The organism is Gordonia sp. ABSL11-1 (assembly GCF_030315685.1).
In the GTDB taxonomy this organism is placed as follows: Bacteria; Actinomycetota; Actinomycetes; order Mycobacteriales; family Mycobacteriaceae; genus Gordonia.
Window position 1 is genome coordinate 13,136 of record NZ_JASXSI010000025.1, and the last position, 14,271, is coordinate 27,406.

General features: G+C 70.3%; 15 protein-coding genes. All 15 read right to left on the reverse strand.

The annotated features are described in order from the left end of the window. Positions 1–102: 102 nt before the first annotated feature. The gene (gene tsaD, locus QSJ19_RS21920; RefSeq protein ID WP_286323118.1) at positions 103–1,155 is read right to left on the reverse strand and encodes a tRNA (adenosine(37)-N6)-threonylcarbamoyltransferase complex transferase subunit TsaD; all 1,053 of its coding nucleotides are present in this window, start codon (positions 1,153–1,155) and stop codon (positions 103–105) included. Next, positions 1,152–1,658: a ribosomal protein S18-alanine N-acetyltransferase gene (gene rimI / locus QSJ19_RS21925; RefSeq protein WP_286323119.1), complete on the reverse strand. Its 507-nt coding sequence runs from the start codon at positions 1,656–1,658 to the stop codon at positions 1,152–1,154. Before rimI ends, tsaD begins: the two co-directional genes overlap by 4 nt. Then, on the reverse strand, positions 1,655–2,374 hold the full coding sequence (gene tsaB / locus QSJ19_RS21930) for a tRNA (adenosine(37)-N6)-threonylcarbamoyltransferase complex dimerization subunit type 1 TsaB (protein ID WP_286323121.1): 720 nt from the start codon (positions 2,372–2,374) through the stop codon (positions 1,655–1,657). The genes rimI and tsaB overlap by 4 nt, the downstream gene beginning before the upstream one ends. Continuing rightward, positions 2,359–2,820 (reverse strand): tRNA (adenosine(37)-N6)-threonylcarbamoyltransferase complex ATPase subunit type 1 TsaE, encoded by a 462-nt coding sequence (tsaE, locus tag QSJ19_RS21935; protein ID WP_286323122.1) that lies wholly within the window; start codon positions 2,818–2,820, stop codon positions 2,359–2,361. Before tsaE ends, tsaB begins: the two co-directional genes overlap by 16 nt. Beyond that, positions 2,817–3,938 carry an alpha/beta fold hydrolase gene (locus tag QSJ19_RS21940; RefSeq protein ID WP_286323123.1) on the reverse strand — a complete coding sequence of 374 codons (1,122 nt, stop codon included), beginning with the start codon at positions 3,936–3,938 and terminating at the stop codon, positions 2,817–2,819. Before QSJ19_RS21940 ends, tsaE begins: the two co-directional genes overlap by 4 nt. Next, entirely contained in the window at positions 3,931–5,076 is a 1,146-nt protein-coding gene (gene alr / locus QSJ19_RS21945; protein ID WP_286323124.1) for an alanine racemase, read from the reverse strand. Before alr ends, QSJ19_RS21940 begins: the two co-directional genes overlap by 8 nt. 38 nt (positions 5,077–5,114) lie before the next feature. After that, positions 5,115–6,572, reverse strand: a complete 1,458-nt coding sequence (locus QSJ19_RS21950; protein ID WP_286323125.1) for an NAD(P)H-hydrate dehydratase — start codon at positions 6,570–6,572, stop codon at positions 5,115–5,117. A gap of 7 nt (positions 6,573–6,579) precedes the next feature. Then, positions 6,580–8,442, reverse strand: a complete 1,863-nt coding sequence (gene glmS, locus QSJ19_RS21955) for a glutamine--fructose-6-phosphate transaminase (isomerizing) (RefSeq protein WP_286323126.1) — start codon at positions 8,440–8,442, stop codon at positions 6,580–6,582. Between the two features lie 23 nt (positions 8,443–8,465). Next, positions 8,466–9,338 (reverse strand): dienelactone hydrolase family protein, encoded by an 873-nt coding sequence (locus tag QSJ19_RS21960; protein WP_286323127.1) that lies wholly within the window; start codon positions 9,336–9,338, stop codon positions 8,466–8,468. 105 nt (positions 9,339–9,443) lie between these two features. Beyond that, positions 9,444–9,719 carry a hypothetical protein gene (locus tag QSJ19_RS21965; protein WP_502876315.1) on the reverse strand — a complete coding sequence of 92 codons (276 nt, stop codon included), beginning with the start codon at positions 9,717–9,719 and terminating at the stop codon, positions 9,444–9,446. Further along, positions 9,716–10,735, reverse strand: coding sequence for a hypothetical protein (locus QSJ19_RS21970; protein WP_286323128.1), 1,020 nt, complete (start codon positions 10,733–10,735; stop codon positions 9,716–9,718). Before QSJ19_RS21970 ends, QSJ19_RS21965 begins: the two co-directional genes overlap by 4 nt. Further along, the gene (locus QSJ19_RS21975) at positions 10,732–11,094 is read right to left on the reverse strand and encodes a hypothetical protein (RefSeq protein ID WP_286323129.1); all 363 of its coding nucleotides are present in this window, start codon (positions 11,092–11,094) and stop codon (positions 10,732–10,734) included. The genes QSJ19_RS21970 and QSJ19_RS21975 overlap by 4 nt, the downstream gene beginning before the upstream one ends. 75 nt (positions 11,095–11,169) lie before the next feature. Continuing rightward, positions 11,170–12,210 (reverse strand): NAD-dependent epimerase/dehydratase family protein, encoded by a 1,041-nt coding sequence (locus tag QSJ19_RS21980; protein WP_286323130.1) that lies wholly within the window; start codon positions 12,208–12,210, stop codon positions 11,170–11,172. A gap of 15 nt (positions 12,211–12,225) precedes the next feature. Beyond that, complete coding sequence (locus QSJ19_RS21985; protein WP_286323131.1) at positions 12,226–12,930, reverse strand: HAD-IA family hydrolase; 705 nt, start codon at positions 12,928–12,930, stop codon at positions 12,226–12,228. After that, positions 12,927–14,270 (reverse strand): phosphoglucosamine mutase, encoded by a 1,344-nt coding sequence (gene glmM / locus QSJ19_RS21990; RefSeq protein ID WP_286323132.1) that lies wholly within the window; start codon positions 14,268–14,270, stop codon positions 12,927–12,929. Before glmM ends, QSJ19_RS21985 begins: the two co-directional genes overlap by 4 nt. Between the last annotated feature and the right edge of the window lies 1 nt (position 14,271).

The following is a 14,271-nucleotide window of genomic DNA, read 5'->3' on the forward strand; positions in this document are numbered from 1 at the left end:
GCAGTCGCGGGTGTACGAGACTTCATCACAGTGCCACTAGCACTCTATACATGCGAGTGCCAGCACTCAAGGGCAGAGGGTGCGAAAGTCTGGGCTGATCGCTCAGAGCTGACTGACCTGCACCGACATACCGGGGTCGGTCGCCACTGTCAGCGGCGACGGTGTCGCTCCGCCGCCGATGACGTGAGCACCGAGCGTCGCGATCATGACACCGTTGTCGGTGCACAGACGCGGTCGCGGCACGCGCAGGGTGATGCCGGCCGCGGCGCAGCGCTCCTGTGCCATCGAGCGGATGCGGGAGTTCGCGGTCGCGCCCCCGCCGAGGACGAGGGTGTCCACGTCGAGGTCGGTGCAGGCGCGGATCGCCTTCATCGTGAGGACATCGGCAACCGCTTCCTGGAACGACGCCGCGATGTCGGGAATCGCCGGCTCGGCACCCTCGCGCTCACATCTCTCGACGTGACGGGCAACCGCAGTCTTGAGGCCGCTGAACGAGAAGTCATATCGTGCGTCGCGCGGTCCGGTCATCCCGCGCGGGAACGCCATGGCGTGCGGATCTCCACGCTCCGCGGCACGGTCGAGGGCGGGACCACCGGGGAACCCGAGATCCAGGAGTCGCGCCACCTTGTCGAAGGCCTCCCCCGCCGCGTCGTCGACGGTGGTGCCGAGTTCGGTGATCGGGCGGGCGAGGTCGGTCACGTGCAGCAGGTGTGTGTGGCCGCCGCTGACCAGCAGCGCGACGCACTCCGGCATCGGTCCGTGTTCGAGAGTGTCGACCGCGACGTGCCCGCCGAGGTGGTTCATCGCGTACAGCGGCACATCCCACGCCAGTGCGTAGGCCTTGGCCGCCGACACTCCCACGAGCAACGCCCCGGCCAGACCCGGACCGATCGTCACCGCGATCGCATCCGGACGGTCGATCCCGGCCGCCTCGCGGGCACGCCGCATCGTGGGGACGATCGCCTCGAGATGAGCGCGGGATGCGATCTCGGGGACGACACCACCGAATCGCGCGTGCTCGTCGACGCTGGAGGCCACCTCGTCAGCCAACAGTGTCGCCGTGCCCCGACCACCGTCGCCGATCCCGTCCGGTTCCCACCGCACGATGCCGACCCCGGTCTCGTCACACGAACTCTCGACACCCATCACGATCATGGGGCGCTCCCCGGCTGTGGAGCGGTCGGCGACTGGGCCGGCCGGATCATGGTGTACGCGTCGGCTCCCGACGGCTGATAGTAGTTGCGCCGAATCCCCGACCGTACGAAGCCGTTTCGCGCATAGAGTTCGATGGCCGTGTCGTTGTCGGTGCGGACCTCGAGGAACATCGGTGCGCCGCAGTCGTCGGCGACGTCGAGCAGTGCGGCCAGCAGCGCCCGGCCGTACCCGCGACCACGATGTGACGGCGCCACGGCGATCGTGTGGATCTCGCATTCGTACGATCCCGCCGTTCCCAGCGTGGACACCCCCGCGTAGCCGACGACCTCGCCGCCACGCACCTCGCGGGCCGCGAAATAACGATTGTAGGGGGCGTTGAGTTCCGCCCGGAAAGCGGTTGCAGGCCACGGCGAGTCGCCGGCGAACATTTCCTTCTCCAACGCCGCGCAGCGCGGGATGTCGACGTAACCGAGATCGTCGATCAGCAACTCAGAGGTCGTCATCGGCCCACTCCGCCCGCAGCGGCCCGCCGGCGCTTGGCCGTCGGCTCCACCGCGTCCGGCCGGCGGAGGTACAGCGGCACCAACGGCGCCGGGGTCGCCACGGATCGCAGGTCGGTGATCGCGCTGCCGACGAGTCCGGCGGTCGACGGCGCGGTCGCCCTACCGACCGGCCGATCGAACAACCGCGCATGTTCGGGTGAGCCGACGACGAGGTCGATGTCGACCGCCGCGAGATCGGCCACCACCTCCGCGGGCGCGGTCACCGACGGTCCACTGACGCGTTCGCCGTCGACATAACGCGCCCAATAGATCTCGCGTCGACGGGCATCGGTGACCACGAGAACCGAGCGAGGCACCGAACCCCCCGCGATGTCGTCAGCGGCGCACGCCGCCACCGCGTCGAGCGAACACACCCCGTACACCGGCAGCGCCAACGCATCCGCGAACGATGCCGCCGTCGCCATGCCGACGCGCAGCCCGGTGAACGGACCCGGACCGCAGCCGAGGACCACCGCGTCGAGATCTCCTCGCGCGACGGCCGATTCGGTCAGCACCTCGGCGATGAGGGTCGTCAGCACCTCGGCGTGCCGCCGGCCGTCGGACACCGCACGTTCGGCGAGGACCCCGGTCCCCGCGTCGTCGACGCGCGCCACGCCCGTCACGACCGCGTCGGTCGAGGTGTCGATCGCCAGGACGTACATCAGTGCTCCACCCATCCCCAGTCGGCCTGCCGGACATCGGAATCCGGCTCACGGCGGAGCCGGACCAGCAGGTGGCGCTCCGCGAGTCGCTCGGCCACACCCTCACCCCACTCCACGACGACGACCGCGCCCCTCAGATCCGAGTCGAGGTCGAGGGCGTCGAGTTCGTCGAGCCCGCCGAGCCGATAGGCGTCGACATGGATCATGCCGGGTAGATCGGGAAGTGAGGGACGGTGCTCACGCGCGATGATGAAGGTCGGCGACGACACGCGTCCGACAACGCGCAGGCCGGCCCCGATCCCGCGGGCGAGTGCGGTTTTGCCGGCACCGAGCGGGCCGTCGAGGATGACCAGATCGCCGGCGGACAGCGTTGCGGCCAGTTCCCGGCCGAGGTCTTCGGTGTCGGCGACGTCGGGCAACACCCGTGAACCCGTCGCACCCCTGGTCGCGGACTCGATCACCGGGCGCCCACCATCTTCTTCCACCACCGTCGGCGCGGCTGCGGAACCGCCGCGCGCGCCCGGTCGACGAGTTCGGCGATCGCCGCGGTGACGATCTCCGGTTCCTCCATGGGCACCATGTGGCCGGCACCGTCGACGACGACGAGTTCGGAGTCCTCACCGAGCTCGCCGTACATGCGCATCGACTTCTGGAGCGGCGTGAGTCGATCCTCGTTGCCGCACACCACGACCGAGGGCACCTGCGCGAGCACCGGCAGCGCCGTCGACTCGTCGTGGTCCTCCAGGGCGTGCAGGAAGTCGACGATGGTCTCGATCCGGGTGTTCTGGATCATCTTCTCGACGGCACGCCCGGCGACCGGACTGTAGAAGTCGGACCCGAAGCTCGCCGCCACCAACACCGGCTCGAGAGCCGCACGTGTGACGCCACGCCCGGCCCGCACCAGAGCGGGCACATGCCGCACCGACAACCGGAACGCGTCGAGCAACGGATTGGTCAGTCCCTCACCGAGTCCCGCCTCCGTCAGCCCGCGGGACGCGGTGGCGATCAGTCCCACCCCGGTCACCCGGCCATCGGAACCGAACAGTGCGGGATCGCGGCGCGCCAATCCCATCACCGACATCCCACCCATCGAATGTCCGACGAGCACAACGGGTCCCGACGGCGCAATGGCGCGGATGACGGCGCCCGTGTCGTCGGCGAGCTGACCGATCGTGCAGGTGTGTGACGGCGCGGGATCGCTGCGCCCATGTCCCCGGTGGTCGAAGAACACCATGCGGATCGGCCGGTCCGACCATTGCTCGGCGAGCGCATATCGCTGGAAATGCCAGCTCGCCATCCGGAGGCTGAAACCGTGGACGAACACCACGGTGAGTTCCGGATCGATGCCCTCGGGTCCGGTGACCACTGACCGGACCGCGAGTTCGAGCCCGTCGTCGGTGGTGACCGTGGTGGCCGGATCGTCGTAGATCGAGGTGAAGTCGATGTCCGCGAACGGATCCGCACGCCCGTGGACCCGGCGTCGCGCCACGTTCCGGGCGACACCACCGGCAGCGACCGCGCCGAGCCCGGCGACTCCGGTCACACCGGCCAGCCATCCGATCCGCTCGGACCTATCCATGTCCGTCACCGGCCCGTCTGCCACCGACGTACACCCGCTCGGCGCGTCGGCCGATCCCCGTGACGATCTCGTAGTCGATGGTGCCGATCGCATCGGCCCAGTCCTTGGCGGTGGTACCACCGTCGCGACCTGTTCCGAAGAGTTCCGCACGATCCCCCTCTCGGACCCCGCCACCGTCGGCGCCGAGGTCGATGACCAACTGGTCCATACAGATTCGTCCCACACCCCGGAACGTGCGCCCGTTGACCCGAACCGCGATCGCTCCGGACAGCAGGCGCGGCACCCCGTCGGCGTAGCCGGCCGCGACGACGCCGATCCTGGTGTCGGACGGGGCGATCCACGTGTGGTTGTAGCTGACGCCGTCGCCCGCGGCGAGGTTCTTGACGAGCACGATGTCCGCCTCGAGCGTCATCGCCGGAACGAGGCCGAAATCGCCGAGTTCCGGGATGGGCGTCCGGCCATACAGTGCGATTCCCGGCCGGATCAGGTCCCGCGCCAGGTCGGGACGGGTCAGCGCCGCAGGTGAATTGGCGATGTGCATGACCTCCGGCCCGGCGCCGAGTCGGCGCAGGTCCGCCGCCGCCTCGTCGAGCCGGTCGGCCTGCAGGGAGTTCAGTGGATGATCGGGCTCGTCCCCACGCGCCAGGTGACACATGATGGCACGGACCTCGACTGCGCCGTCGGCACGCGCCTTGGCCAGCATCTCGGCGACATCCGACCAGTCCTCGGTGGCGACACCACTACGGTTCAGCCCGGTGTCCACCTTGACGGTGACCGTGGCCGTCTCCGACCGTCGGCGCGCGGCGTCGATCACCGCTGCGAGCTGGCGCGACGACGAGACCGCGATGTCGATGTCGTGGGCGATCGCACCGTCGAAGTCGGCGCCCGCGCCGTGTAGCCAGGACGTCACGTGCGCGGAGATCCCGGCGTGTCGCAACGCGAGGGCTTCGGTGATGTGGGCGACTCCGAGTTCGGTGGCACCGGCGGCCAGGACCGCCCGGGCGACCGGGACGGCGCCGTGACCGTAGGCGTCGGCCTTCACGACCGCGAGGACGTCGGCGCCCGCGGTGGTACGCAGCACGTCGACGTTGTGGGCGATCGCATCGAGATCGATGGTCGCGGTCAGGGCAGAGGTCATCGCTGCCATTCTCCCAGACGGGCGCTGATCATCGGTCCTCAGGCGCTGCTGCGCAGGTCACGGATGGCAGGACGGATGGCCGACGACAGTGCGGACGCGCCGATCGGGGCACCGCGCGCGGCCAGGACGGCGGCGCGTGCGTGGACGCGCGCGGCGGCGGCGCCGGCGAGTCGCGGCGCGAGACCGGCGGCGAGCAGCGAGCCGGCGATCCCGGACAGCACGTCACCGGCGCCGGCCGTCGCCGCCCACGAACTGCCGGCGTCGTTGCCGAGGACGTCGCCGGACGGGTCCGCGATCAGCGTGACGCGGCCCTTCAGCAGGACGGTCACCTGCCACCGCCGGGCCAGGTCGCGCACCGCCCCGAGTCTGTCGGCACCCAGGTCGGTGCCGGTGAGCCGGGCGAACTCACCCGCGTGCGGGGTGAGCAGGGTCGGCGCCGCACGTTCGGTCACCAACTCGGGATGCTGCGCCACCAGCGACAACCCGTCGGCGTCGACCAGGACCGGCAGATCGGTCGACAGGACCCGGCGGAGCAGCGCGAGAGCGGCGTCGTCGGTGCCGGCACCCGGTCCGATGACCCAGGCCTGCACGCGGCCGGCATCGGGAAGTGTCGCCGCGACGACGACCTCGGGGAAGTGGGAGACGACCTCGTCGCCGGCGGATCCGACATACCGCGTCATGCCCGAGGTGGCGGCGACGGCCGCACCGGTCGCGAGGAGTGCCGCACCCGGATAGCGGGCGGAGCCGGCGATGACGCCGACAACACCCTGGCTGTACTTGTCGTCGGAGGCACCGGGCACCGGCCACAGCCGGCCGACCTCGTCGTCGGTGAGCGACTCGAACCGGGGCCCGGGATCCGTTCCGCCGTCGGTTCCGTCCGGACCGAGCCCGATGTCGACGACCTCGACTCGACCACACCGCGGCGCGGCCAGCAGATGAGCGTTCCGCGGAACGCCGAACGTGACGGTGACCGACGCCTGCACCGCGGGATCGTGCACCTCGCCCGTATCGACGTCGACGCCGGAGGGCAGATCGACGGACACGACGGCAGGACCCCCTGCGTCGGCGGGTTGCAGTGCGGCGAACACCTCTGCGGCAGCCGGCCGCAAAGGGCCCCGACCGCCGATCCCCACGACGCCGTCGATCACGATGTCGAGCTCGGCCGGGAGCGCCGGGACCTCACGACCACCGGCGCGGCGGAAGGCGGCACGGCCACCGGCGTGCGCCTTGTCGGGAGCGAGAAACAGTGCGGCACAGGCGACTCCGCGACGCTGCAGGGCGGCACCCGCGAAGAGTGCGTCACCGCCGTTGTCGCCCGCACCCACGACGAGTCCCACGCGCCGCCCGTACACGCCGCCGGTGCGGTCGAGTTCACGGATCACGACGTGAGCGACTCCCGCCGACGCCCGGCGCATCAGCGTGCCGTCCTCCAGCAGGTGCCCGGTCGCGTGCTCCGCCTCCCGGACCCGCTCGGCGGTGAGGTAGCGGATCGGCATGGTGTTGCTACTCGACGGTGACCGACTTGGCCAGATTGCGTGGCTTGTCGACGTCGTAGCCGCGGGCCTGTGCCACCGTTGCCGCGAAGACCTGCAACGGGATCGTCGAGACCAGCGGCTGCATCAGCGTCGGCACCTTGGGCATCGGGATGAGATGGTCGGCGACCGCGGCCGCCGCCGCATCGGCCTCCTCCGCGATGACGATCGTCCGGGCGCCCCGTGCCTGGATCTCGCGGATGTTGCTGATCATCTTCGAGTGCAGGACCGCACGCCCCTCGGCCGACGGCATGACGACGATGACCGGCAGCCCGTCCTCGAGCAGTGCGATCGGACCGTGCTTGAGCTCACCCGCGGCGAAACCCTCCGCGTGCATGTACGCGAGTTCCTTGAGTTTCAGCGCACCCTCGAGTGCGACCGGGTAGCCGACGTGGCGCCCGATGAACAGCACGGTGTCGTGATCGGCCAGCGACCGGGCCAGGTCGCGTACCGGCTCCATGGTCCTCAGCACCTCGGTGACCGCACCGGACATGGCCTCCATCGCGGCGAACTCCCGCGACACCTCGTCGGCATACTTGGTCCCTCGAGCCTGTGCCAGCGCCAGTCCGACGAGGTAGGCGGCGACGATCTGGGCGAGGAAGCACTTGGTCGAGGCGACGCCGATCTCCGGACCGGCGTGGGTATAGAGGACCGCGTCCGACTCCCGCGGGATCTGCGCCCCGTTGGTGTTGCAGATCGCCAGGACGCGGGCCTTCTGATCCTTGGCGTGCCGGACCGCTTCCAGCGTGTCCGCGGTCTCGCCCGACTGGGAGATCGCGACGACCAGGGTGGACCGGTCCAGGACGGGGTCGCGGTAACGGAACTCGCTGGCCAGTTCGACCTCGACCGGGATGCGTGTCCAGTGCTCGATCGCGTACTTCGCCAGCAGACCTGCGTGATACGCCGTGCCACAGGCGACGACGAACACCTTGTCCACGTCGCGGAGGTCGTCGTCGGTGAGGCGCTGCTCGTCGAGGACGATCCGACCGTTCTGGAGATGACCGAGCAGGGTGTCGGCCAGCGCCGCCGGCTGCTCGGCGATCTCCTTGAGCATGAAGAAGTCGTAACCCGACTTCTCGGCCGCCGCGAGATCCCAGTTGATGTGGAAGGGCTTGCCGGGGCGCGGATCGCCGTCGAAATCGGAGATGCGGTAGTCGTCGGCGGTGATGATGACGACCTCGTCCTGACCGAGTTCGACGGCATCCCGCGTGTGTTCGATGAACGCGGTCACATCGGAGCTGACGAACATCTCGCCGTCGCCGACGCCGACGACGAGCGGCGTGGACCGGCGTGCGGCGACGATGGTGTCCGGGTGATCGGAATGGGTGAAGACGAGCGTGAACGCACCCTCGAGACGGCGGAGCGCGGCGTAGGCGCTGGAGACGAAGTCACCGGCGGTCGGCCCCGCCGCGTAGTAACTCTCCAGCAGATGCACCGCGGTCTCGGTGTCGGTGTCCGAGGTGAAGTCGATCCCGGCGTCCTCGAGTTCGGCACGCAGCGGGGCGTAGTTCTCGATGATGCCGTTGTGGACGACGGCGATCTTGCCGTCGGTGCTCACGTGGGGGTGGGCGTTGCGGTCCGTCGGCTGTCCGTGGGTGGCCCAGCGGGTGTGTCCCATCCCGGTGGTCCCGGAGAGGGTCTCCGCGCCGACGGCCGCGATCTGCTTGTCCAGGTTCTCCAGGCGGCCGGCCTTCTTCTCGACGGCGGTGCTGCCCTGCCCGTCGAGAATCGCCACCCCGGCCGAGTCGTATCCGCGGTACTCCATCCGCCGAAGTGCCTCGACCACGATGCCCAGCGCATCGCGCCGCCCGACGTATCCGACGATTCCACACATAGACAGTCAGGGTACCTGTGAGGTCAGCGCTTCCGCGTACGCCGCTTCCGAGATTTGGCACCGAGGAGGCGGGACACCGGGTCGACCGCCTGCGCGGGCGGGTCGTCGAGGTCGATGACACCCAGTTTTCCCAGCGTGGCGGATGGATCGGTGAACGCCTGGTACTCGGTGTCACCAGCCACGGTGTGCAGCAGGAATCCGGTCGTGACGGCCCGGATGAGTCCGTGCAGTGCACGGTCGGAACCGTTCATCCCGATGAGGGAGTTCACCGTCCGACGCTCGAGGAGATCCTTGGCGTTGCCCTTGGGGACAGTGCGCAAGACCACATCGCCCGCGTACGCGGTGGCCAGCGTGAGAGCGTTGCTGTCGACGGTCCGGAGTTCACCCGCACCGGCGACGACGAGACCCGGCGCGGTGACCAGTCCGGCGGCCGGGAGCAGGACCGACGTGGTGGGGGCCGGGAAGAGCGCGGCCACCCCGGACACCTCGGGCGCGTGCTGGCCCTGCACCTGTTGGCCTGATGCAGCGAGAACCGCCGCGGCGGCACCGAAGCCGTGCCCGACGAGTCCCAGCCGATCGGGGTCGACGGTGACCGCGCCGAAGCCCAGCGCTACCCGGGAGACGAGCCCGAGGGCGCCGCGGAGATCTGCGGCGAGGCCGGTGTCGGAGACGAGGACCCCGCTGTTGCCGTCGGGCGCGACGGCGACGAATCCCCACGAGGCGAAGTGATAGAGCAGATCACGGTACCGACGACTGTCGGCAAGCCATGCGTGCCCGAGCGCGATGGCGGGCAGACGACGGCCGGTCGCCGGAGTGAAGACCTGGCCTCGCATCCCGACGATCCCCAGGTCGCCGCGGAGGACCTTGTGCGGGCCCCGCCGCGACAGCTCGGTCATCAGCCGTTCCGGTGATCGCGACGGCGTGGCACGTCGTGAACGACGACCCGAGGGGGACCCGGGTTTCGGGGACTGCACTGGTTTCGTGGCCGGCACACCGACAGCCTATTCGTCGGTGGCGCGACGATGGGGACTGGCCTCGGCAACGTCGGCCGGCAGCAGCAGTCGTGGGGTGTCGACGTCGGCGGCGTCCGCCTCCCGCCGTAGCCCCTCGCGCAGGCGTTCACGCGGGTCGTTGTCCTCCCGGTGCTCGGCCAGTTCCGCGGTGAGACGCCGCTGGGTGTCGGAGAACGCATTCGACGCGGCGGTGACGTGGGCCGTGGCCCGGCGGGCGATCGCCTCGATCTGATCGGCGAGATTCATGACGATGCCACCACTCATTCCTCCCCGGCCAGTGCGAGATCCCCGCCCGAGGACGCCTCACCCGGTGGACTGGCGTCCCGACGGTCCGGCGCATCCTGCCGGCCGGAGGCCTCGGGTGTCGTGGAGGCCTCCGGTCCGGTCGCCGGAGAGGCCGGGCGGGCCGCCAGGCCGGCATCCTCCGCAGGGGCGGTTCGGGCGTCGGCCCCGGTGTGGTCTGCCCCGGTGTGGCCGGTCCCGGGTGTGGCGGTGTCCGGTGTGGCGGTGTCCGGTGTGGCCGTCTCCGGAGCGACGCCGTCCGGCGTGAGGCGGAGCGGGACGTCCGACGCCGAGGGATCGCCGGGTTCGGTCGCAGAGGCCGGGGCCGGGGGTTCGGTCGCAGAGGCCGGGGCCGGGGCGTCGGGGTACGGCTCGAGATCCATCGTCTCGGTGACGCGGTTCAGCTGGTCGAGAATGTCGTCGATGCCTCGGACCGTCGCCTCCGCCGTGGTGAAGTAGAGCCGGGCGCGTGAGGCGATGTCCTCGACGACGACCGGCAGCGGCACCCGGCCGGTCACGATCGCCTCGGGGACCTCGGCGATCGGAACACCCGCGACGAGTGGCGCCGACAATCGGGCCACCGTCAGATACCAGGTGCGCAGCAGCTGATCGATCCCGGACGATGCGGCACCCGTCGCCTCTGCCAGTGTGCGCAGACCGTGGAGATCGGACTCCGCCCGCCGCTGGTGCTCGATCACTGCCGCGACCGCCCGCATCCCGGTGTCACCGGTCCACCCGCGACCCAGCCGGACCTGCTGTTCGGGGAGTCGGTGCAGGTGATCGGCCACCGCGTGATGCGCGGCGGCGAGACGGTGGGCGTCCGCGGCGAGACGGCGGGCGTCGAACCCGCCGACGCGCCGGAACGGTCGGTGCACCATGTCCGGGTCGGTCGGGTCCCCGCCGAGCGTGGCGGACAGGGCGAGGACGTCGACGAGGTCCTCGACTCCGGCGACCGCCTGATCGCGCAGGGCGCCGAGGGAGTCGCCGGGCCGCGTCACCGGCCACCGCTCTCGTCGGCCCGATGCCGGCCCCTGCCGCGCAGATCGTCGCCGATCTCGGCGTCGGTGTGGACGAGTGTAGTGACGCCGCGGTCGAGTGTGTCCGCGAGTCGCCGTGCCGCACGGGACTGTTCGGCGAGGCGATCGGCGATCACGCGTCCCATGTCGCGATACCGTCGGCCCATGTCGGAGTAGTCCGCGCCCGCCCACTCCCCGAGCTCGTCGGCGCCGATCCGGTCGGCGGCGTCGCCGACGACGGTTGCCGCGGCACGATAGAAGCCAGCGACGGATCGGATCTCGTCGACGTCGACGGTCACCCGGGGGCCGGTGGGCCGGACGGGCAGCGCACTCTCGGACAACGGTTTCCTCCCCCGGGCGTCGAATGATTCGTGTGCAGTTTAGACGCGCGAGCGGCGGGTCCGGTTCCCTCGATCTCAGCGGATCCCGAATTCGATCAGCGACGTGGCGCAGTCCTCGACGGTGTCGCGGGCCGGTCGCGGTTCCCAGCCAAGGGTGTCGCGGGCCCGGCTCGGATCGTGCCGGATACGACGACCGAGCAACGGCAGGACCGATGCCACCGCGGGTGTCCTGCGGCCGAGCAGGCGGATCAGTCGATCCGGCATGCCCTTCGTGCTCACCTGGTCGGCGTCGGCTCCGAGCCGCTCGCGCAGGGTCTCCGCGATCTCTCGCAACCACAGGAACTCACCGGTGACCAGGAACCGGCTTCCGGCCGCCTCCGGCGCCGTCAACGCCCGCAGGTGGACGGTGGCGAGGTCCCGGACGTCGGTGACCTCGACCCCGATGGCGGGGATGCGCGGAGCCTTCCCCGCCAGCATCTGACCGATGACACCGGTCGCCCCGACCGCCTCCGACGACAACACCGGCCCCAGCACGGCGCCCGGCAATATCGTCACGAGCTCGGGTGTGCCCGGCCGCTCGGCGAACTCCCAGGCCGCCCGCTCGGCGATCGCCGCCAGCAGACGCCCGGGTATCGCATCGTCCCGGAGATCGAGATCGATTGCGGTCCAGACACTCTCGTCGGTGGGTGAATCGTCGACGACCGTCTGCGGTCGAGCGGCGCCGACCGCCGAGGTCATCACCACCCGCCGGACCCCGGCCTCGCCGGCCGCTCCGAAGAGCCGCCGCGTGCCGCCGACGACACGCTCGACGACGTCGGCCTCGACGATGCCGTCGGGACCGCCTGGCCCGGAGGCAGCGCCGCCCGCGGCGGCGTGCACGACGATGTCGACACCCGCCAGTGCGGCGTCCCAGCCGTCGTCGGACGAAAGTGCGACAGCGGCGATCTCCAGTTGATCGGGAGAATCACCGATCCGCGCGATCGCGGCGCGAAGGCCGTCGGACCGGGTGGAGTCACCGACGACTGCTCGCACGCGGTGCCCGTGTCCGATCAGCTCCGCGACGATCCATCCGCCGATGTGGTCATCCGCGCCGGTGACGAGGACAGGACCGGACATCGTTCGATCCGCTGATCAGTCGGCGACGTCGATGGCCACGCCACGTGCGCGCACGGCATCGAGGAGTGCGGTGCGCCGCTGCACCACCGGGACGTCGTGGACGAGTTCGAAAGCACATCCGAGTGCGCGGCAGCCACCGTCGGCCTCTTCGCTGTCGCCGATCATCAGGGCGGACTCGGGCGCGACGCCGAGAGGATCGAGGGCGGCGTGGAAGATCCGCGGATCGGGCTTGATCGCGCCGACCTCGAACGACAGGGCGTAGGCGTCGACGAGATCGACGATCCCGTGCAGCGCCAGCACATCCCGCAGATCGAAGGCGATGTTGCTGACCACGCCGACCCCGATACCCGCGGAACGCAACCCGCGCAGGACCTTCTCGGTGTCCGGGAAGATCTGCCACGAGTGTGGGTCGACGACGCGACCGTAGAGCTGCTCGGCGTGCCCCTCGCCGGTGAGACCGGAGGCGCGCAGCATCGACAGGTACGCGCGACGGTGTTTCGCCGGGTCGAGATCTCGCTGTTCCCAGGCGATCCGGTCGTCGTCGGCGATGGCGGCGGGCAATCCGACCGGCTGGGTCATCCGACGGATCAGCTCGGCCTGCGCATCGAGATGGAGGTCGTCACCGTTCTCGTCGTGCAGGCCGGCGAACCAGTCGTCGGCCGCCTCGAACCGGAAGAGCGTCCCGGAGAAGTCGAACAGGACCGCGGCCGGGGTACTCACCCGCCCGCTGCTTCCACGACGTCGGCGATGCGCCGTGCCACCGACCGTGCGAGATCGCCGGTCGGGGCCTCCACCATCACCCGAACCAGTTGTTCGGTTCCGGAGGGGCGCAACAGCACTCGTCCGTGATCGCCGAGTTCGGCCTCCGCGTCGGTGACCGATTGCTTGACGGTCGCCGATTGGGCCACCGCGTGTTTGTCGCCCACCCGGACGTTGATGAGCTCCTGCGGCAGCACGGTCATGATGCCCGCGAGATCGGCGAGTCGCCGTCCGGTCGCGGCCATCTGCTCCATCAGCAACAGACCGGTCAGGATGCCGTCGCCGGTGGTGCCCCAACCGGGCACCACGATGTGGCCCGATTGCTCACCGCCGAGCGAGAAGTCGCCGCGGCGGAGTTCCTCGAGGACGTAGCGGTCGCCGACCGCGGTGGTACGCAACGTGATGCCGGCCTCACGCATCGCGATGTGCAGGCCCATGTTGCTCATCACCGTGGTGACGAGGACGTTGTCGCGCAATCGGTCCCGCGACGCGAGGGCGGTCGCCAGGATCGCCATGATCGCGTCACCGTCGACGACCTGCCCGGTCGAGTCGACCGCGAGGCATCGGTCTGCGTCGCCGTCATGGGCGAGCCCGATGTCTGCCCCGTGCTCGAGGACGGCCGCCTGCAGTTTGCCCATGTGGGTCGACCCGCAGTCCTCGTTGATGTTGAGACCGTCGGGCTCCGCGTGAATCGCGATCACGGTCGCGCCGGCATCCGAATATGCCTGTGGCGCAAGCGTCGATGCAGCCCCGTGAGCGCAGTCGACGACCACCGTCAGTCCATCGAGGCGAGATCCGACAGCGTTCGCGAGGTGCCGCCGGTAGCGGTCTCCGGCATCGAGCGCGTCGGTGACCCGACCGACCGCGGCACCGATCGGCCGGGCGAAGTCGTCGGACATCGCGGCCTCTATCCGGTCCTCGACCGCGTCCTCGAGCTTGTGTCCTCCGCCGGAGAAGAACTTGATGCCGTTGTCGGGCATCGGGTTGTGCGATGCCGAGATCATGACGCCGAAATCGGCGGAGTAGTCGGCGGTCAGGTACGCCACAGCAGGCGTCGGGACGACACCCACCCGGATGGCGTCGACCCCGGTGGCGGCGAGACCGGCACAGACGGCGGCCTCGAGCATCTCACCGGAGGCGCGGGGGTCGCGGCCCACCACGGCGCGCGGACGCACGTCGGTGGCCGACGACTGTTGCTCGAAAACGACCGCGGCGGCCGAGGCCAGGCGCAACGCGAGCTCGGGAGTGAGCTCGTCGTTGGCCAGGCCCCGGACGCCGTCGGTTCCGAAAAGGCGTGCCAAG